The 18,772-nt window shown below is 56.4% G+C and carries 18 protein-coding genes and 2 pseudogenes; 5 read left to right on the top strand and 15 right to left on the bottom strand.

The features are described from left to right. Positions 1-113: 113 nt before the first annotated feature. Together DD597_RS11580 and DD597_RS11575 are read left to right on the top strand one after the other, a co-directional pair. Entirely contained in the window at positions 114-476 is a 363-nt protein-coding gene (locus DD597_RS11580; RefSeq protein ID WP_022651231.1) for a hypothetical protein, read from the top strand. Next, positions 476-901, top strand: coding sequence for a DUF3828 domain-containing protein (locus tag DD597_RS11575; protein WP_003857021.1), 426 nt, complete (start codon positions 476-478; stop codon positions 899-901). The genes DD597_RS11580 and DD597_RS11575 overlap by 1 nt, the downstream gene beginning before the upstream one ends. 67 nt (positions 902-968) lie before the next feature. Here DD597_RS11575 and fusA read toward each other — a convergent pair whose 3' ends face one another. Further along, positions 969-3,071, bottom strand: a complete 2,103-nt coding sequence (fusA, locus tag DD597_RS11570) for an elongation factor G (protein ID WP_003857019.1) — start codon at positions 3,069-3,071, stop codon at positions 969-971. Positions 3,072-3,232: 161 nt separating this feature from the next. On the opposite strand from fusA, the gene DD597_RS11565 reads away from it, so the two are divergent. Then, positions 3,233-3,532 carry a helix-turn-helix transcriptional regulator gene (locus DD597_RS11565; protein ID WP_000612740.1) on the top strand — a complete coding sequence of 100 codons (300 nt, stop codon included), beginning with the start codon at positions 3,233-3,235 and terminating at the stop codon, positions 3,530-3,532. Here DD597_RS11565 and DD597_RS11560 read toward each other — a convergent pair. From DD597_RS11560 to DD597_RS11495, 13 genes and pseudogenes are all read right to left on the bottom strand, one after another. Then, positions 3,525-4,166, bottom strand: a complete 642-nt coding sequence (locus DD597_RS11560; protein ID WP_023296669.1) for a hypothetical protein — start codon at positions 4,164-4,166, stop codon at positions 3,525-3,527. The two genes, DD597_RS11565 and DD597_RS11560, sit on opposite strands and share 8 nt — an antisense overlap. Positions 4,167-4,257: 91 nt before the next feature. After that, entirely contained in the window at positions 4,258-5,259 is a 1,002-nt protein-coding gene (locus DD597_RS11555; RefSeq protein ID WP_045336328.1) for a Kdo(2)-lipid IV(A) acyltransferase, read from the bottom strand. Positions 5,260-5,445: 186 nt separating this feature from the next. Further along, positions 5,446-5,676: a tautomerase PptA gene (gene pptA / locus DD597_RS11550; protein ID WP_032609265.1), complete on the bottom strand. Its 231-nt coding sequence runs from the start codon at positions 5,674-5,676 to the stop codon at positions 5,446-5,448. 37 nt (positions 5,677-5,713) lie between these two features. Beyond that, entirely contained in the window at positions 5,714-6,331 is a 618-nt protein-coding gene (locus DD597_RS11545) for a glutathione S-transferase family protein (protein WP_006810732.1), read from the bottom strand. Between the two features lie 166 nt (positions 6,332-6,497). After that, a complete protein-coding gene (locus DD597_RS11540) occupies positions 6,498-7,385 on the bottom strand; it encodes a transporter substrate-binding domain-containing protein (protein WP_003857009.1) in 888 nt (295 codons plus the stop codon). A 9-nt stretch (positions 7,386-7,394) separates the two neighbouring features. Next, positions 7,395-8,168, bottom strand: a complete 774-nt coding sequence (locus tag DD597_RS11535) for an amino acid ABC transporter ATP-binding protein (protein WP_003857007.1) — start codon at positions 8,166-8,168, stop codon at positions 7,395-7,397. Continuing rightward, a complete protein-coding gene (locus DD597_RS11530; RefSeq protein ID WP_003857005.1) occupies positions 8,152-9,078 on the bottom strand; it encodes an amino acid ABC transporter permease in 927 nt (308 codons plus the stop codon). Before DD597_RS11530 ends, DD597_RS11535 begins: the two co-directional genes overlap by 17 nt. A gap of 9 nt (positions 9,079-9,087) precedes the next feature. Continuing rightward, entirely contained in the window at positions 9,088-9,597 is a 510-nt protein-coding gene (locus DD597_RS11525; protein ID WP_003857004.1) for a GNAT family N-acetyltransferase, read from the bottom strand. Positions 9,598-9,606: 9 nt separating this feature from the next. Next, a pseudogene (locus tag DD597_RS25140) lies at positions 9,607-11,870 on the bottom strand (NtaA/DmoA family FMN-dependent monooxygenase). A 16-nt stretch (positions 11,871-11,886) separates the two neighbouring features. Continuing rightward, complete coding sequence (locus DD597_RS11510; RefSeq protein WP_003856998.1) at positions 11,887-13,008, bottom strand: amidohydrolase; 1,122 nt, start codon at positions 13,006-13,008, stop codon at positions 11,887-11,889. Further along, positions 13,005-14,006 (bottom strand): MsnO8 family LLM class oxidoreductase, encoded by a 1,002-nt coding sequence (locus tag DD597_RS11505; protein WP_045342988.1) that lies wholly within the window; start codon positions 14,004-14,006, stop codon positions 13,005-13,007. The genes DD597_RS11510 and DD597_RS11505 overlap by 4 nt, the downstream gene beginning before the upstream one ends. A 109-nt stretch (positions 14,007-14,115) precedes the next feature. After that, the gene (locus DD597_RS11500; protein WP_003856993.1) at positions 14,116-14,655 is read right to left on the bottom strand and encodes a shikimate kinase; all 540 of its coding nucleotides are present in this window, start codon (positions 14,653-14,655) and stop codon (positions 14,116-14,118) included. A 71-nt stretch (positions 14,656-14,726) separates the two neighbouring features. Further along, positions 14,727-15,125: a cupin domain-containing protein gene (locus tag DD597_RS11495; RefSeq protein ID WP_003856991.1), complete on the bottom strand. Its 399-nt coding sequence runs from the start codon at positions 15,123-15,125 to the stop codon at positions 14,727-14,729. Positions 15,126-15,251: 126 nt separating this feature from the next. Between DD597_RS11495 and DD597_RS11490 the strand changes: the two are divergent. Continuing rightward, positions 15,252-15,671 (top strand): annotated as a pseudogene (locus DD597_RS11490) (LysR substrate-binding domain-containing protein); the annotation flags it as partial. 327 nt (positions 15,672-15,998) lie between these two features. Next, entirely contained in the window at positions 15,999-17,495 is a 1,497-nt protein-coding gene (gene ansP, locus DD597_RS11485) for an L-asparagine permease (protein WP_022648235.1), read from the top strand. A 93-nt stretch (positions 17,496-17,588) separates the two neighbouring features. On the opposite strand, the gene DD597_RS11480 is transcribed toward ansP, so the two are convergent. Further along, complete coding sequence (locus DD597_RS11480; protein WP_032658537.1) at positions 17,589-18,650, bottom strand: YncE family protein; 1,062 nt, start codon at positions 18,648-18,650, stop codon at positions 17,589-17,591. Positions 18,651-18,772 lie beyond the last annotated feature (122 nt).

Genomic DNA, 18,772 nt, shown 5'->3' with positions numbered 1-18,772 from the left:
ACCCATATGAATTATATAAAATTTCTATGGCATTTTATGTTTATCATGACGATGTTAAACGGAGGATATTTCAGAAGCTGTTGTATAAACAATCTTTCGTAAAGGAAATATCCATGTCATGGAACAAAGATGGCGCAATATCATATGCGAAATCACACGCGCAGCCCAGCAGCACGGGTAATTGTGCTCGTTACGTAACAGAAGCGATCAGAGCGGGTGGTCGATTAAAACTCCCCAACACGCGTCTGGCAAAAGATATGGGGCGCACATTAGTCAATGCAGGCTTTCACCTGGTATATGATCAACCCCATGCTGGTGACGTCGCAGTTATCCAAAATATAGTTGGTCATGATAGCGGTCACGTTTGTATATACGATGGTCAACAGTGGATCAGCGATTTTGTGCAACGCACCATGTATCCTGGGCAGGCTTACCGCAACATACAACCTCATTACGAACTGTTCAGGCATGATTAATGAAACCACTCTACTTTTTACTTTTCGCCCTGTCTCCGCTCGCGGCCGCAGAAAATATTTATGCACCGGGTCAGGCGGCACTTAAATTCAATCAATGGTATATAGCGCAGTTAGATCAGAACAAACCACCCGTACTCAATCCAGACATTATGAACGAGTACGTAGCCTCAGGGACCATTGCAGCAATTAAAGAAATGTACTCTGGCGACAGTAACGATAAAGATATGCCCGATGCGGATATGTTTATCAAAGCGCAGGACTGGGATGATGACTGGAATCAGATAACCGTCTTACATTCTGATTTTGACGCCGTATGCACAAACGTCTATGTCGCATTTGGTAAGAAGCAAGATCATGTTATTGCAGATTGTCTCGTTGAAGAGCAAGGAAAATGGAAAGTGCGATCGGCGACGCTAATTAAGTAACAGGCATAAACTCCCTGTCGCGATAATAAAGACACATGGTAGCCAAATGACTACCATGTGCAATTAATTAACTCTTCACACGCTTCGCAATAATCTCATCCGCCACATTCCGCGGAGCTTCCGCAAAATGATGGAATTCCATCGTATACGTCGCGCGCCCCTGGGACATCGAGCGCAGCGTGGTGGCATAACCAAACATCTCAGCCAGCGGGACGTCAGCGCGAATAATCTGGCTGCCGTACTGCTCTGCCATCCCCTGCACCAGGCCGCGACGGGAGGAGAGATCGCCCATAATGTTCCCGGCATACTCTTCCGGCGTTTCCACCTCAACGTGCATGACCGGCTCAAGAATAACCGGGTCCGCCCGCCGTGCGCCCTCTTTGAAGCCGAGGATCGCCGCCATGCGGAAGGCCATCTCCGAGGAGTCAACGTCATGGTAAGAACCAAACGTCAGGGTCGCTTTCACATCCACCACCGGATAGCCCGCCAGCACACCCGTATTCATGGCTTCTCGCAACCCTTTTTCCACCGACGGGATGTACTCCCGCGGCACCACCCCGCCTTTGGTGGCATCTTCAAACACAAAACCACTCCCGGCTGCTAACGGCTCAAGGCTCAGGACCACATGACCGTACTGCCCTTTCCCGCCGGACTGTCGGACAAATTTACCTTCAATATCCTTCACCGCTTTACGCAGGGTTTCACGGTAGGTGACCTGCGGACGACCAATGTTCGCCTCAACGCCAAACTCGCGCTTCATGCGGTCGACGATGATCTCCAGATGCAGCTCGCCCATCCCGGAGATAATCGTCTGACCGGACTCTTCGTCCGTGTGCAGGCGGAACGACGGATCTTCCGCCGCCAGGCGCTGTAGGGCGATCCCCATTTTCTCCTGATCGGCCTTGGTTTTCGGCTCAATCGCCAACGAAATAACCGGATCCGGGAACTCCATCCGTTCAAGGGTGATCACCGCATTCGGGTCGGTCAGCGTGTCACCGGTGGTGACGTCTTTCAGCCCGACACAGGCTGCGATATCCCCTGCGCGCAGCTCGTCCACCTCATGGCGATCGTTGGCATGCATCAGCACGATGCGCCCGATACGCTCTTTCTTGCCCTTCACCGGGTTGTACACCGCGTCGCCTTTACGCAGTATGCCGGAATAGACGCGGATGAAGGTCAACTGGCCGACGTACGGATCGCTCATCAGCTTGAAGGCCAGCGCCGAGAACGGTTCATCATCGCTTGGGTGGCGCTCGGCGTGCTGTCCGTCTTCGTCTACCCCATCAATAGCGGGCACGTCCAGTGGAGACGGCATCAATTCAATCACCGCGTCGAGCATGCGCTGCACGCCCTTGTTCTTGAAAGCGCTGCCGCACAGCATGGGCTGTATTTCACCGGAGATAGTCCGGATCCGCAGTCCTTTGATGATTTCCGCTTCATCCAGTTCGCCCGTCTCAAGATACTTATCCATAAGCTCATCGCTGGCTTCTGCCGCAGACGAGACCATTTTTTCTCGCCACGTCTGGGCGGTACTCAGCAGATCGTCAGGCACCGGCGCGTAGCTAAATGCCATGCCCTGCGTCGCATCGTCCCACAGAATGGTGCGCATCTTGATGAGATCCACCACGCCGGTGAAGTGTTCTTCTGCCCCCACGGGGATCACAATCGGGACAGGATTGGCTTTCAGCCGCTCCTGCATCATCCGCACCACGCGGAAGAAATCTGCGCCCGGGCGGTCCATTTTGTTGACGAATGCCAGACGCGGAACATGATATTTATTCGCCTGACGCCAGACGGTTTCCGACTGCGGCTGCACGCCACCGACGGAGTCATAGACCATTACCGCGCCGTCGAGCACACGCATGGAACGTTCCACCTCAATGGTGAAATCCACGTGCCCGGGGGTGTCGATAATATTGATGCGGTGCGGTTCAAAGCCTCTGTCCATACCAGGCCAGAAACAGCTTACCGCCGCCGACGTAATGGTGATCCCGCGCTCCTGCTCCTGCGCCATCCAGTCGGTGGTTGCCGCGCCATCGTGTACTTCACCCAGCTTGTGGCTCATCCCGGTGTAAAACAGGATGCGCTCAGTGGTGGTTGTTTTGCCGGCATCGATATGCGCGGAGATACCGATGTTGCGATAACGTTCGAGTGGAATGGGTCGGGGCATGATATTTCCTTAAGTCTTCAAGACTGGTTTGTGACGACCGGGATGGTCGCGTATTCGTTCGTTTGTTATAATAGTCCCATTGTACGAGTATTATCGAACTATTTTTTAACGGTTGACCTATTGTTGATATAGCTCAATCTCACGCGAGACGCAGGAAAACGATGATCCCAAACCACCCGGAACCTGAACAAATAGTGTTGGAAAATGTGCTGTTCGCCCTCGGCAACCCGCTGCGATTAGCGATTATTCGCAGGCTGGCCGACGGCAGCGAACTGAGCTGTAACGCGCTGCGCCCGGAAGAGGTGGTGAAATCCACTATGACTCACCACTGGCGCGTGCTGCGCGACAGCGGCGTGATCTGGCAGCGCCCGCAGGGGCGCGAGAATATGATTTCACTGAGAAGAGAGGATCTGGACGCCCGCTTTCCGGGACTGCTGGCGATCCTGCTCCAGGCTAAGTAGCGGCAGCGTCCTCAAGACGATAAACCGGAATGCGCCGTGTTGTTCCGGTAAGGGTGTCGAACACCTCCGTATCGGACGTCACTATTCTCATCCCCGTCTTCCTTAACCGCTGCACGTCGGCGGCTATGCGCTGGAGGCCAAACCAGAAAAGCCCGTCAAGCGCGGTGACCGCAAGCCCCTGTTCCAGCGCCAGCTGGAGGCGCTCGCGGGGGGCTTTCACCTGCTGAGCGATTTGCCGGTAAGGCACTTCCGAACCGCCGGAGGCATCGATCCGCTGAATACGGGTCTTCAGGTGGTAGGTAAATTCATCTGGAATGCCGTTCAAATCCTGTTTAAGGCTGTAAACGCAGCCAAACCGCTTGCCGTTGAACAGGACATTTTTTTGACTGAGCTGGAACTCATTTCTGATGCCATCAATCAGCTGCGGTGCACGGGTAAGAAGTAACCGGAAGGGAAGCTCAAAGCTGGTCACATAATCCACGTTCAGCAGCGCGAGACGCAGCCGCTCTTCTGCCCCGGATTTCTGGTCATGACACTCGCGCATCACCTCGGCCCACTGGCGCGTCAGCCGTTCCGGCTCGCCGGCTTCGGTGAGGAGGTATTTTTCTAGATGATAATCGACTCTTCCGGTCATGTGGGGCATCCCGTCAATGTGGATGCGGTAATTCTATCCAGCGCGGCAGGATTTATAAAGGGCGGAGCGCACCAGCATCCGCCCTGACCGACTACTGCTGGATACTCGACCGGTCCGAAATATCGCTGGCAGATAAGGTTCTTGCAGTAGACGCGACCTGTTTTTTGCGTTTATACCGGTCCGGCTGGCCTTCAGGGCGGGTTTTGAACCGGCGATGCAGCCACATATATTGCTCAGGCGCCATCATCACGGCGCGCTCAATCGCTCTGTTCATTTGCGTGGCCACCGACGCTTTATCGCCTCCCTGCAAGGTATCGCTGATATCTTCCAGAATAAGCAGTTCATATCCTGTGCCATCTGCTTTTCGGCGCGGTACAAACGGGATCACGGCCGGTCTGGCACTTTTCACCAGCATGTAGCTCCCGGCAGTTGTCGCGGCGTCCGGGACGGCAAAAAACGGCACAAACACGCTATTCGTTTTGCCATAGTCGTGGTCCGGGGCATACCACAGGATCTCGTTTTGCTTCAGTGCGCGGATCATGCCCTTCAGGTCATAGCGGTCAAGCATGGTTTTATTGGAACGCAGACGACCGCGCGTTTGCAGCCAGTCGAGCAACGCATTATTGTTGGGACGATACACACCAATACCCGCGTTGAGCATGCCAAAGATGCGTGCGCCTAATTCCAGCGTGAGAAAATGCATGCCAATGAGCACCACGCCCCTACCTTGCGCCCGCGCCTGTTCCATATGTTCGTAGCCGGTCACGCTGAAGTGTTTCCGCACGCGCCAGTCAGGCCAGAACCACGCTATCCCGGTTTCGATGACGCCCATTCCAACCGATTCAAAATTACGCTCAAGTAAACGCTCGCGCTCGTCCTCTTTCATATCAGGAAAGCAAAGCTCAAGATTTCGTCTGGCGATCTCCACGCGGCGTGGAAGCAGGCGCATAGCCAGACGCCCAAGCCTGTGACCTGTTTTCAACAGCAGCGGGTACGGAAGCTGAACCGTGCACCAGAGCGCGGCAATGCCTGCCCAGCTGAGCCAGTAACGAGGATGAATAAAGGCGAGTGAAAACTGAGGTAATTTTGTCATGGAAAAATTATCCTTTTACTAATTTGTACTTAATCTGGTGCAGTTGCAGTGCTTACCTGCTGATTTAACGAATATTGTTCGGAAGGATGAATTGTAGCGGAATCGTTATGGTTTTTATTATCGATTTTTGCGAAAGGGAATAAAAGTGGGGATCGCCGGGTGATATTGCACCACCCGGCAGGCAAGTTACATCGAATAGCCGGGCTTCTTAATCAGTTCATCCAGTTTCGGGCCGATCTCGGTATCCCAGACCTGCGCCTTCCAGTCAGCTTCCTGAATCTCCTGAAGCGCCACGGAGATTGAGCGATCTTTGCTGTTCAGATGACGGGCGATCGCTTCGGCGATATCCGCCGCCAGGGCCGTTTTTTGTTCGTCAGTCAGATCGCGTGGAAAACATTTGATATCAACGTGTGGCATGGGCAGGGCTCCTTTTATAGGTGAGCGTTCCACGTTATCAGATTATATCGTTAGCTTTTAGCACCTTGTGCAGTTCCGGCAGCGCGCAGACGGCATCCGCGACGGCGGTAATATTAGGCGTGTTGGTGGCAAACCACTCATGGCGTGGACCCCAGGTACGCGCAACGGCAATATAGACGTCAAGCAGCGTCAGCTGTTTGCCAAACGCAAACGGCGAGGCGCTGAGCTGGCTGTCGAACCACAGATAAAGCGATTTTCGGTACTCAATGCAGTTTTTCTTCAACTGTTCCGGGGCATCAGGCACCCAGCGTTCCGGGTAATCTGCATACGTAAAGGTGGGATAGACGTTCGCCACAAACCAGATGAGCAGGCGCTGAAACTGCTGGCGCTCGGCCTGCCCAACGGGCGGCGCGAGGTCGGGACGTCTGTCGAGCACCATCAGGGCGATCGCCGCGGTTTCCGTCACGATCGCCCCGTTTTCCAGCTCCAGCGTCGGCACCTGGCACAGCGGGTTCAGTTTCAACAGCAATTCGCGCTGCGGGCCGGGCTGGTCAAACCCGTCCACGTTGACGAACTGATACGGGATGTCTGCCAGAGTCAGCATCACTTCACTGATTGCCGATCCCCAGCCAGGTACGCCATAGAGTTTGATCATGTTGCCCCCTCAGGGATGAAAACCCTAAGTGTATACCCGTCATACTTCAAGTTGCAGGTGCGTTGGCTGCATTCACTCACCCCAGTCACGTACTTATGTACGCTCCCGGGGATTCGTTCCCTTGCCGCCTTCCTGTAACTCGAATTATTTAGGGTATAGAGCACCATTAGTAGGTTATCCCGGGCGGATTAACGTCTGAAGACGTCACCGCTTCGCCCGCTTCCCCCCAGCGCGCCAGCACCTTTTGATACTCCCCGCGCTTAATCGCACCGTCCAGCGCAGCCTGCAACGCATACACCAGCCCATTACCTTTTTTGGTTGTGGTGGCGACATAGGCTTTCTTCGGGCCTAAACCCACGACGCGGGTTTTGCCGGTTAACGCGGCTTTGTAGGCCGAAACGGACTGCGGTCCAAAGAACACATCCGCCCTGCCGGACTGAATATAAAGATTGCCTGAGGCGTCGTCGGTCAGGTAAACCGGCAACGCAGGCTCGCGCCCGGCCTTTTTATTCTCTTCGTTCCAGCCCAGCAGAATACGCTCCTGATTGGTGCCAGACCCGACAATCACCTTTTTCCCGGCCAGATCTTTCGCACTGGTGATCGACTGTACGTTGCTGGTGGATTTCACCGAGAAGGCCAGGGAATCGACGCGATAGGTCGCAAAATCGAACTTCTCCTTACGTTGCTCGGTGACGGCGATATTCACCAACGCCACGTCATAGCGCCCGGAAGTGATCCCCAGCGGCCAGTCTTCCCACGCCGTTGGCACCAGCTTCAGCTTCAGCCCCAGACTGCCCGCCAGCAACCGGGCGATATCCGGGTCGCTGCCAATACGGGTGCGGTTATCACTGGCCAGCAGCGCCAGCGGCGGAGAATTCAGGGCTGAAATCGCCACCGTGAGGGTACCCGGCTCAACAAATTTATAGTTCGCCGGGATTTTCGCCACTGCCTGTTGATCAACCGTCACCGGCAGCGGCTGTTCGTTGGCCTTTAAATCAATGCTGGCGTGGCTCGCCGTCGTGAAGACCAGCCCCGCCAGGAGTCCATATTTCATCTGCGCTCCTTACAGCACTTTTGAGAGGAACTGGCGCGTTCGCGGATGAGACGGTCGGTTTAAAACGTCATCGCTGCTGCCCTGCTCCACAATTTTACCGTCGACCATAAATACCACCTGGTCCGCCACTTCCCGGGCAAAGCCGATCTCATGGGTGACCACCACCAGCGTAGTGCCGGAACGGGCGAGTTTTTTAATTACGTCCAGCACTTCGCCAACCAGTTCCGGATCCAGCGCCGAGGTTGGTTCATCAAACAGCATCACGCGCGGGCGCAGCGCCAGCGCGCGGGCAATGGCGATACGCTGCTGCTGGCCGCCGGAGAGGTGACGCGACCAGGCATCGGCTTTATCGCGCAGTCCTACCACATCCAGCAGGCTGTAGGCGTTTTCAACAGCCTCTTTTTTACTGAACTTTTTATGCGCGATGGGTGCTTCAATCAGGTTTTCCAGCACCGTGAGATGCGGAAAAAGATTGAAGTTCTGAAACACGTACCCAACGTTGACGCGCTGTTTGAGGATCTCTCTCTCTTTTAGTTCGTAGAGTTTGTCACCCTGACGGCGATAGCCGATGTAATCCCCGTCAATCTGAATAAAGCCTTCGTCTACGCGCTCCAGATGGTTAATGGCGCGCAGCAGCGTCGATTTTCCCGATCCAGAGGGGCCGAGGATCACCGTCACGGAGCCCGGCGGGATCTCAAGCGTGACGTTATCGAGCGCTTTATGTCGGCCAAAAAACTTACTGACGCCGGTAATGGAAATGTGTCCTTCAGGAGAGGCTTGCATGAACAGGCTCCTGTGCTGGCGAAGTGGTGACCGAACGCGAGCGACTCGCCGCCCGGTTCTGGTTTACGGCGGAGCGGCGCTCGCTGCGGGCGAGTCCACGCTCAATAACATGCTGGATGGCAGACAGTACGGTGGTGATCACCAGATACCAGACGGCCCCCACCATCAACAGCGGGATCACCTCCTGGGTGCGGTTGTAGATCATCTGGATCGTGTAGAACAGTTCCGGCATCGCCAGCACGTACACCATCGCCGTCCCTTTTGCGAGGCTGATAATTTCGTTAAACCCGGACGGCAGGATGGTGCGCAGCGCCTGCGGGAGAATTATGCGCACGGTGCGACGCCACGCCGGCAGACCTAGCGCAGCGGCCGCCTCATACTGACCGTGGTCGACCCCAAGGAAGCCCCCGCGAATGATCTCCGCAGTATAGGCGCTCTGCACCAGCGTCAGCCCCACGATGGCGGTAGAAAACTGCCCGAGAACGTTGATGGTTTCAAAGCTGCCCCAGGTAATGCCGGTAAAAGGCACGCCTAGAGAGAGCGTGTCGTAGAGATAGGAGAAGTTATAGAGGATAATCAGCACCACGATCAGCGGCAGCGATCGGAACAGCCAGATGTAACCCCACGCCAGGCTGCTCAACAGCCATGATGACGAGAGCCGCGCCAGCGCCAGCATGCCGCCAATCACCACGCTCAGTACGGTGCTTATCAACGTCAGCAGCAGCGTCTGGCCGACGCCTTCGAGGATCACCGGGTCGAAGAACCAGCGGGCAAATACCGCCCACTCCCAGCGCGGATTAAAGGCCACGGACTGGATCACGACCGCCAGCACAAACAGCGCCACCACGGCGCCAGCAGCGCGCAGCGGATAACGTGCCGGGACCACTTTTATGGTTTCAACGTTGCTCATCGTCGCTCCTTATGCGGTTTTGCTGAGCGCTTCGCGGATCAGCGTCTTGGTGAAACGCAGCCGACCGTCGAACGGCGGCTGGCTGTACTCTTCCGGGTCGCGGTTGAGATCGAACTGCGGCTGATACCCCTGGCTGAGATAGAGCCGCACCGCCTCCGGTTGACGAAACCCCGTGGTCAGGTAGATGTGGCTGTAGCCCGCCAGCACCGCCCGGCGCTCCAGCTCCTGTACCACGCGAGCGGCCAGCCCCTGCTGGCGCAGCGTTTTATTCGTCCAGATACGTTTGATCTCTGCGGTATGTTCGTCGAAGGGCTTATACGCCCCGGTGGCGATGATCTCGCCATCGCGCTCCAGAACGATAAACAGCCCCTGCGGCGCCAGGTACCACTCTGTCAGCTCGACTTCCGCATCCTTTGAAAAGTAGTCGCCGTAACGAGCAGCGTATTCACCAAAAAGCCCCTCGATAATGGGCTGAAGATCGGCATCTTCCGGCGAAACGTCACGAAATTGTTCGCGCATAGCGCCTCCTTAATCGCCCAGACCCGCCGGGTTAACTTCGGAACTGGGGATACGCTCCACGCCTTCCCCCCAGCGGTTCAGCACCTTGTCGTAATCTCCGTTCTTGATCGCGCCGTTCAGCGCGGTTTGAACCGGTTCGACCAGGCCGCTGCCTTTTTTCAGCGTCACCGCGATATGCGCCGCCTTCGGCCAGCCGCCGTCGACGCTGCCGACCAGTTTGGTTTTACCGTTAAGCGCCGCTTTCCAGGCACCGATCACGTTCGGGCCAAAGTAGGCGTCCGCGCGTCCGGACTGAAGCGCCAGCGTTTGGGCCGCGTCGTCTTTGGTGTATATCGGCGTAAAGGGTTTAAGCCCTTTTTTGAGGTTCTCTTCGTTCCATGCCAGCAGGATGGCCTCCTGGTTGGTGCCGGAACCTACGATGATGCGCAGCCCGGCGATATCCTCTGCCTTCACAAGCGAGTTGATCGGACTGGTGGATTTCACGTAGAAGCCAAGTGAATCCTTGCGGTAGGTGGCGAAGTCGAACTTCTCTTTGCGCGCTTTAGTGACGGTGATGTTGCTAATAGCCGCGTCGTATTTCCCGGAGGCAACCCCCAGCGGCCAGTCCTCCCAGGAGGTGGGCACCACGTTCAGCTCCAGTCCGAGGCTGTCCGATACCAGACGCGCAATGTCGACCTCACTTCCCAGCAGAGTTTTGTTGTCGTCGGAAAAGACCGTCAGCGGCGGTTGATTCAGTCCCGCCACCGCCACGGTAAATTTCCCCGGCACGGCAAAGCGATAGTCTTTCGGCAGTTGCGCGATCGCATCGCTGTTTTTGGCGGTATTGATCGGCGTTTTATTGGTCTCAATGCTCACGCCGGTGCCGTTAATATTGACGTTCTCTGCCCAGACGGCAGGGGTAAAGGCCAGCGCAAGCGCCAGAATAAGCGATGATTTCTGCATAGCGTTTTTCTCTTTTATTGTTGTGTGAACTGATTTTTGGGCTCGTCTAAGCCCAGACTTTCGCGCAGCGTGGTGCCGGGATAGTCGGTGCGGAACAGGCCGCGCGCCTGTAAAACAGGCACCACCTGGTCGACAAAGCGCGGGAAGGTGTCCGGCGTGCCGCCCTGAATGATGAAGCCATCCGCCGCCTTCTCTTCGAACCAGGCCTGTAAACCATCGGCCACCTGCTCCGGTGTGCCGGAAAAACGCGGGCGCGGCGATGCGGCTTCCAGCGCGACCTGACGCAGAGTTAAGTTGCGCTCACGGGCGTTACGCTTGATTTCATCGGTGGTGCTGCGAAAGCTGTTTTTGCCCAAATCGCCAATATCCGGGAACGGCGCGTCGAGGGGATACTGGCTGAAGTCGTGATGCTCGAAATATCGTCCGAGGTAATTCAGCGCATCATTAATGGAGACCAGTGCCGCCGTAGTTTGATACTGGTTTTCTACGTCATCGGCGTCGTTTCCAACAATCACGCTGACGCCCTGGAATATATGTAAATCCCCTGCGCGACGGCCGTGACTTTCCAGCTGCTGTTTAACATCGCGGTAAAAAGCCTGGGCTTCTTCCCGCGTGTCATGGTGGGTAAAGATGGCGTCAGCGTGTTTTGCCGCCAGCTTTTTACCGTCGTCGGACGCGCCAGCCTGAAAGACAATCGGACGTCCCTGCGGCGTGCGGCCAATATTCAGCGGGCCGGAAACCTGGAAGAAATCACCGTGGTGATCCAGAGTATGCAGTTTCGACGCATCAAAGAACTGTCCGCTCTCTTTATTGCGGATAAAGGCATCCCCTTCCCAGGAATCCCACAGTCCTTTCACCACGTCGAGATACTCATCGGCAATGCGGTAGCGCAGCGCATGCTCCGGGTGTTTTTCACGTGAGAAGTTCTTCGCTGACCCTTCCAGCGGTGAGGTCACCACGTTCCAGCCCGCGCGTCCGTTGCTCAGGTGATCGAGGCTGGCGAACTGGCGTGCAACGGTGAAGGGCTCGCTGTAGGAGGTGGACAACGTGCCGACCAGTCCCAGGCGCGAGGTGATACTCGCCAGCGCGGACAACACCGTCAGCGGCTCAAAGCGGTTTAAAAAATGCGGAATGGATTTCTCGTTAATATAAAGGCCGTCGGCCACAAATATAAAGTCGAGCTTGCCCTCTTCTGCTTTTAAAGCCGTTTCTTTAACGAAATCAAAATTAATGCTGGCATCCGCGACCGCCGCGGGATGGCGCCAGGCAGACATATTACCGGATGCACCATGCAAAATGGTCCCCAGCCGCAATTGACGATGTGCAGTCATATTCACCTCAAATTAATTAAACGTGTTGCAGGGCTTTTTCCGCGAGCTGAGCAAAATAGCGGGCAGCGGGTTCGATTAATGCTTCGTCCGGGTTAAATGCCGGGTGATGTAACCCAAACGGACTGTTGCTGCCAATGCTGACAAACGCGCCGGGTATGTTTTGCAGATAGACCGCGAAATCCTCCCCGCCCATGTGCAGTTCCGCATGCCGGGTTTCATATCCCGCTTCGCGCGCGACCGAGGTGGCAAACACGGCCCAGTGCTCATCGTTCACCAGCGCGGTGGGCCCGGCGTACCAGGTGATGTTGATCTGCGCGCTAAAGGCGCTGGCAAATCCGGCGGCGATTTCACCGACGCGCGCTTTCACGTTCTGCTGCACTTCCGTGCGGTGCGTGCGCAGCGTGCCCTCCAGCTCAACGCTTTCCGGCAGCACATTCCAGGTATTCCCCCCGGCGATGCGCGTCACGCTCAGAACAACCGAATCCAGCGTATTGACGTTACGGCTGGCTACGCTTTGCAGCGCGGTTACCAGCTGGCTTGCCAGCACGATGGCGTCGTTGCCTTCATGGGGACGTGCGGCATGCGCGCCTTTGCCGGTCACGTGAATAACGAAGCGATCGACGTTGGCATAGAACGGGCCGCCGCGCGTGGCAAACTCGCCGACCGGCAGTGACGGCTCGTTATGCATCCCGAAAATCGCGCGTACGTCGCGTAACGCCCCGGCCCGCACCATGCTTTTCGCTCCGCCGAAATTTTCTTCCGCAGGCTGGAACAGGATCCGCACGCGACCGTTAAGCGAGGCTTCCCGCTCTTTCAGCTTTAGCGCGGCGCCTAGGATCACGCTGGTGTGAATGTCGTGTCCGCAGGCATGCATCACCCCGGCACGCCGGGAGCTAAACGGCACCCCGCTGCGCTCGTCGATGGGTAACGCGTCGATATCGGCGCGCAGCGCAACCAGTGCGTTGCCCGTGCCGATCTCCGCAACCAGCCCGGTCTGGAGATCGTAAGGCAGCGGCGCAATCCCGGCTGCCGTCAGCCACTCGCGCAGGCGGGCCGTTGTTTCGACCTCCTGACCGGAGAGTTCAGGGTTCTGGTGCAGCTCACGGCGCCAGGCAATCAGTTGTTCGCTAAAGCTCATACGGTAACCTCCCTGTTAAGACGCGCCTCGGCCAGCAGTCGCAGGGACTGCACGCGCGTTGCGCCATCAGCGACCGGCGTGTCGATGATAAATTCGTCAATCCCCCACTGCTGATGCAGCGCGTTGAGCTGTTCAAGCACCGACGCCGCCGTTCCGGCCAGCAGAGACTGCGCCCGACGCGCAATGCGCACCGGTTCACTCCCCGCCTGCCGCGCAAAGGCGTAGGCCTGTTCTTCGCTGGCGACGGTGACGCGCTGTCCGTTTGCCAGCTCCACACCCCACACTTCAACCTTCTGCGCCAGCGCATCGGCCTCAGCCTGGGTTGGGGCAACAATGACCTGCACGGCCACAATCACCTCCCGGACGCTGTGTTGACGCCAGGCTGTGACGACCTCGCGCAGCAGCTCAGGATCACCATTCAGATGGGCGGCAAAGACAAAATGCCAGTCGAGGGAGGCCGCCAGCAGCACGCTTTCGGTACTGGCGCCCAGCAGGAATCCCCGGGCAGGCGCCGGCGGCAGCGGCGTGGCGCGAACGTCCTCCTCCGCTGACTGATTTTCAGGGCGGATCCAGCGATCAAGCTGCGTCAGTTGGTCCGCAAAGCTGCCTTTCTCCTGCGGATTTAGGCCGTACTGCAAGGCGCGGGTAGAGAGCGGCAGACCGCCGGGCGCTTTGCCAACGCCCAGATCAACCCGGCCCGGCGCAATGGCGGCCAGTACGTTAAAATTTTCGGCGACTTTGTAGGGGCTGTAATGTTGCAGCATGACGCCGCCTGAGCCCACGCGAATACGCTTTGTTTGCCCGAGGATCCAGGCAATCAGCAGCTCCGGCGAGGGGCTGGCAAGCTGCGGGGTATTGTGGTGTTCGGCAATCCAGAAGCGGTGATAACCCAGCGTTTCTGCCTGCTGCGCCAGTGCTAAGGTTCGCGCCAGCGCATCGGCGGCTGTTTCGTGTTCTGCGACGGGGCTTTTATCCAGAATGCTGATTCGCCATGACATGTTGCGTTCTCGTTTGACTTAACATGTCGTCATTATTAAAGGCGGATTTCACCTCTGAGAAACAATTAATTTACATTTGGATTGCCGGAAAACGGCAATAGAGAGTCTGTCATCGGCGTGATTTAAGCGAGGCAATGAGTCTTTCGGCATCCTGCCGTCGGGTAATGCGGAGAAAGCGAATGTGTTTGTACTGCGGGTTTTGCATATCCGCTTGATAGCGTTTGCGGTTGCTGCGCCAGGTTTTGATCGTCCAGATGATAATAGAGTCCTTGCTAAGGAACGACCGACGAAAGCTTTCGCGGTTCCCCGTGCCGGGCCAGAGCTCCTGTTTGTGCCAGGCGCGTCTGGAGGCCCGCGTCACCGCTTGCCAGAGCGTGCGGATAAACCCACGATCTATCCACACCACCAGATCGACGTCGCGCCACTTAACGTCGCGTGTGCGGTTGTAATTCCCGTCCAGGACCCAGTCAGGCGAGGCGGCGAGCGCTTTTTCCAGGGTTGCAAGAAACTCATCGTCCGGTGTTCCCTGCCAGTTCGCTCGCCAGTAAAGCCTGTCCATCTCAATGTAAGGGATAGCCAGCGCCTCCGCGATTCGCCTGCCAAACGTGCTTTTCCCACTTCCGCTGGTACCTATGATATTGATTTTCACCGTTCCGCCTGCAAATGCTGAAGAAAACGGATCGAATCATAACGTTAATAATTTGTTTACGAAACGCCAGACTACTCGTTCGGATACTGCTCGTCGGTGACCTTCTCCAGCCACGCCACCGGACTCCCTTCGACCGCTTCTGCGATGGCGATATGGGTCATCGCCGTCTGCGCGCTTGCGCCGTGCCAGTGCTTCACGCCGGGTGGGATCCAGGCGATATCCCCCTGATTCAGCGGTTCCGCCTCTTTCCCCCACTCCTGTAACCAGCCGCGCCCCTGCGTCACGATCAACGTTTGTCCAAGAGGATGCGTATGCCAGGCGGTACGTGCGCCGGGTTCAAAGGTGACGGTCGCGCCACCGACTTTTGCCGGTTCAGTCGCCTGGAAAGGCGCGTCAATGCGCACGCTGCCGGTAAACCAGGCCTCTGGACCCTGAACGGAAGGTAACGAACCGCTACGGATAATTTTCATGATTTACTCCTCGTTTGCTGTTGCGTTAACAGTAGCGTAAAGCCATGGGGAGCATTAGAGTGCATAATCAGAAAGGAACCATGAGTTCAATTCATAAATCGAGTAAGCCGCCATGTTAAAAGACCGGTACGTATTGCGCCGGACATGCGCATGGCGGTTGTCGGGTCAGCAGAGTATTTGCAACGTTTCGGCATACCGAAAACGCCGGAGCAGCTCGATCAGCACCGCTGCATTAATATGCGCCTGCCCACACGCGGCGGATTATATGCCTGGGAATTTGAACGGGACGGACGTGAGCTGCGCGTGCGGGTTGACGGCCAGCTGATCCTCAACAGCCTGCCGCAGCGCATCGATGCCGCCGAAAACGGTCTGGGGCTGGCGTATGTTCCGCAAGATGCGGTTCAGGACGCCCTTGCTAAGGGCCGGTTAGTGGGTGTGCTTGAAGCCTGGTGTCCGGCTTTTACGGGATACCATCTGTATTATCCGAGCCGCCGCCAGCACACTACCGCCTTTGCATTACTCATTGCAGCCCTGCGGCATACATAGTCTCTACCTATAAGTAACTATTAAGTAAACCTGATGATTAAATCAGCATTCGCAGACCTTTTTGCCTAAAAAAACGCCACGATTCAGCGCGTTGTGATCCCCGTCTGCTCTGACCACACGATTTCCTTCGACGTGCATCACTTTCGGCACGGTTATATTTTGCGTCGCTTATCAATTGCGGGTAGGATGCCTCGCCATGTTTTGCCTTATCCATACACAGAATGACTGGAAAGGCAGCATGTGTCTGCGCAGAAGCAATCGTTTGTTTCGGCATCTGCCAGGCAGGACTATCACGTTAATGGTTCAGACAGGCAAACAGGTAACTCAATGAAAACAAGCAATAAAAGCGCAGCCGATCATCATGCTGCGAAACGTCGCTGGTTGAACTCTCATGAAGAGGGCTATCACAAGGCGATGGGCAACCGTCAGGTGCAGATGATCGCCATCGGCGGCGCTATCGGTACAGGTCTGTTTTTAGGTGCAGGCGCACGTCTGCAAATGGCTGGCCCCGCTCTCGCCCTGGTCTATCTGGTGTGCGGGATCTTCTCTTTCTTCATCCTTCGTGCGCTCGGCGAACTGGTACTCCACCGCCCTTCCAGCGGCAGCTTTGTCTCTTACGCCCGCGAGTTTCTTGGTGAAAAAGCCGCGTATGTCGCGGGCTGGATGTACTTCGTTAACTGGGCAATGACCGGTATTGTCGATATCACCGCCGTTGCGCTGTATATGCACTACTGGGGCGCGTTTGGCGATGTGCCGCAGTGGGTGTTCGCCCTCGGAGCGCTGGCAATTGTCGGGACCATGAACATGATCGGCGTGAAATGGTTCGCCGAAATGGAGTTCTGGTTCGCGCTGGTTAAGGTGCTGGCCATTGTGATCTTCCTGGTGGTCGGGACCGTATTCCTCGGCACCGGTAAACCGCTGGACGGTAACGCAACCGGCTTCCACCTGATTACCGATAACGGTGGTTTCTTCCCGCACGGCCTGCTGCCAGCGCTGGTTCTGGTGCAGGGGGTGGTGTTCGCCTTTGCCTCCATTGAACTGGTCGGTACGGCGGCAGGTGAATGCAAAGATCCGCAGACGATGGTGCCAAAAGCCATCAACAGCGTGATCTGGCGTATCGGCCTGTTCTATGTGGGCTCCGTGGTGCTACTGGTTCTGCTGCTGCCGTGGAACGCATACCAGGCGGGCCAAAGCCCGTTTGTAACCTTCTTCTCTAAGCTGGGCGTGCCGTACGTGGGCAGCATCATGAACATCGTGGTACTGACCGCCGCGCTCTCCAGCCTGAACTCCGGACTCTATTCGACGGGCCGTATCCTGCGCTCCATGTCGATGGGGGGCTCTGCGCCGAAGTTTATGTCGAAGATGAGCAAGCAGCAGGTGCCTTACGCGGGTATTCTGGCCACTCTGGTGGTGTATATCTTTGGCGTGTTCCTGAACTATCTGGTGCCGTCTCAGGTGTTTGAGATTGTGCTGAACGTCGCTGCACTGGGCATTATTGCCTCCTGGGCCTTTATTGTGGTGTGTCAGATGCGTCTGCGCAAAGCGATCAAAGAAGGAAAAGCGGCTGACGTCAGCTTCAAGCTGCCGGGCGCACCGGTGACCTCCTGGCTTACCCTGCTGTTCCTGCTGAGCGTGCTGGTGCTGATGGCCTTCGACTACCCGAACGGTACCTACACCATCGCCACAATCCCGCTGCTGGCGGTGCTGTTGATTGCTGGCTGGTTTGGCGTTCGTAAACGCGTGAATGAAATCCACAGTACCGCACCGGTTCATCCTGGAGATGACAAACAGGACGGTCCACTGGTGGAAGAGACGTCGCGTTAATAAAAAAGCCGGGTGGCGGCTTCGCCTTACCCGGCCTGCATTTCATGGTTTTTTTATGCCCGGTAAGCGCACCACCACCGGGCAAATCCCACATCAGAGCGCGATACGAATCACATCGTCAGGCTGGGTCGCTTCCTGCTGACGGGTTGATTTCTGTTTCACCGTTACGTACAGCGTTTTACCGTCCGCGGACAGCGCCAGGCTGTTCGGGTAAACCGGGGTATCGTAGGTCTTGGTCACTTTGTAAGTTTTGGCGTCGATCACGCTCACCTTGCCCGCCTCGCGGTGCGTCACATAGGCTTCGTTACGCGCCGGGTTAAACAGTACGGCCAGCGATTCTGGCGCGGCGATTTTCTGCATCACGCTGCCATCTTTCAGATTCACCACCAGCACTTCTGGCTGTTTTGAATCCGTCACGAACGCACGGTGGCCGGCAGTGTCCAGGCTCAGGTTCAGGTAGAAGTGCTCTTTTCCGTCATCCTGCACTTTTTTACGGCTGAGGATTTTGTTGGTTGCCGTATCAATGGTCACCAGCTCGCCGTCCGCATTGGTGGTATACAGGCGTTTTGCCTTCGCATCCAGCGCCAGTCCGGTGCTGAACGTGCCGGTGTTCGTGATAGTGTCCTTCAGCTTCAGCGTTGCGCCATCAACAACCCAGATCACACTCTCCTTGCCGATGCCGGTAATGTACACCGTATTGGTCGTGTCATCGGCCACCAGCTGGCGCGGCTGAAGCGGCTTCACCGTGTCGCTACGCTTGCGATCGTCCAGCACCAGGCGCCCTTTCACCTCGCTCGTTTTGGCGTCAATCGCCGTCACGGCGCTGTTGACGGTGTTACCGAACCACAGCGTCTGGGTGGCGTTATCGATCGTGGCGCCAAACGGCTTGAGATCGTTATGAATCGCCTGCGTCACTTCCAGCGTGACCGGATCCAGACGATAAACCACGCCGCCCTTATCGGTTTTGCGGCTTTGTGACGTCGCAACCCACAGCGCGTTTTCCTGCTGGCTGACGGCCATTTCATACGCGCCCTTGCCGACCGCTTTGCGCAACATCTCTTCAGCGGCATGAACCTGGAACGTACCGGCAAACAGTAAAGAGCCCAACAGCAGAGACCCACGCAGGCGCGGCGAGCACAGATGACGTAAAGACATAACAATTCCTTTTTAAATGAGGAGATTTACCGCTGACATCACTTCCGGTGGGCAAAGTCATCGCTTTGCCGTTATTTTAATGAGAATAGTAATCATTAATCAGTTGAATGTGGAGTATTTCT

Source organism: Enterobacter cloacae complex sp. 677-3DZ2D5B (assembly GCF_004136695.1).
Lineage (GTDB): Bacteria > Pseudomonadota > Gammaproteobacteria > Enterobacterales > Enterobacteriaceae > Enterobacter > Enterobacter hormaechei_C.
The sequence above is the reverse complement of the archived record's forward strand: the minus strand, read 5'-3'. Positions and strand labels throughout refer to the sequence as shown.